The organism is Pseudomonas sp. Bc-h (assembly GCF_002080045.1).
Classification (GTDB): domain Bacteria; phylum Pseudomonadota; class Gammaproteobacteria; order Pseudomonadales; family Pseudomonadaceae; genus Aquipseudomonas.
Map to the genome: position 1 here is coordinate 1 of NZ_MUIN01000034.1, position 763 is coordinate 763.

Annotated in this window: 1 protein-coding gene; it reads right to left on the bottom strand. The window is 65.1% G+C overall.

The genetic code is table 11. From position 1 onward, the window contains the following. The coding region (gene vgrG, locus BWR59_RS31700) for a type VI secretion system Vgr family protein (protein ID WP_143491011.1) at window positions 1-763 on the bottom strand (763 nt) is incomplete at both ends.

Below are 763 nucleotides of genomic sequence, written 5' to 3' on the forward strand. Positions count from 1 at the left end.
GTTCTGACCTGCCGAGAGTTGCAGGCTGGCGGGGGTGGTCAGGGCGATGCCGGCCGGGGCCGAGGCGATCAGGCCGGCTTGCTTGAGTTCGGTCAACACTTCCTTGAGCGCGTGCTGGGCTGAGGCATCCGCAGGCAGGGCCTGCGAGTCAGCCGCGCAGTGTGCCAACGCCTTGACCAGCTCCAGGGATTGCCTGAGCTGGGCCACGGCGTCATTCATGTCCAGCACATCGCCTTTGCCTTTTGGCTGGCTGTCGGCGCTGATGAACACCCCCTTGCCACCGCGAATCGCCCCCCAGCCATCGGTGCGCAGCTCAAACCCTTCGCCACGTTTGTGCTTCTCTGCATCCACCAGATGCCCAAGATTGAGCTGGCTCTTGCCGCTGTTGTCGGTGCTGAGCTTGACGTGTTCCTTGCCCCGCTCATCCTCCATGCGCAGCTTGTTGTTGGCCGGGGTACGCAGCACGTTGCGGGTGTAGTCGCGGTCTTTGAGGGTGACGTGGTCGGGGTGCTGGCTGTCGTGCAGGGCGTGGGCGATGTACGGGCGGTCGGGGTCGCCGTGTTCGAAGGCAATCGCCACTTCGGTGCCGCAGATCAGCGGCAGGTGCAGGCCGTGGGTGTCGCCGGCGTAGGGCCGGGCCAGACGCAGCCACAGGCTTTCTTCGCCGGTGTCCCAGGTGTCGCGGTCGAACAGGAAACTGACCTTGTAGCGGCCTTCCTGGTCGATGTGGCTGTAGGGGTCGTTGCTCTGGCTGCTGGTGACG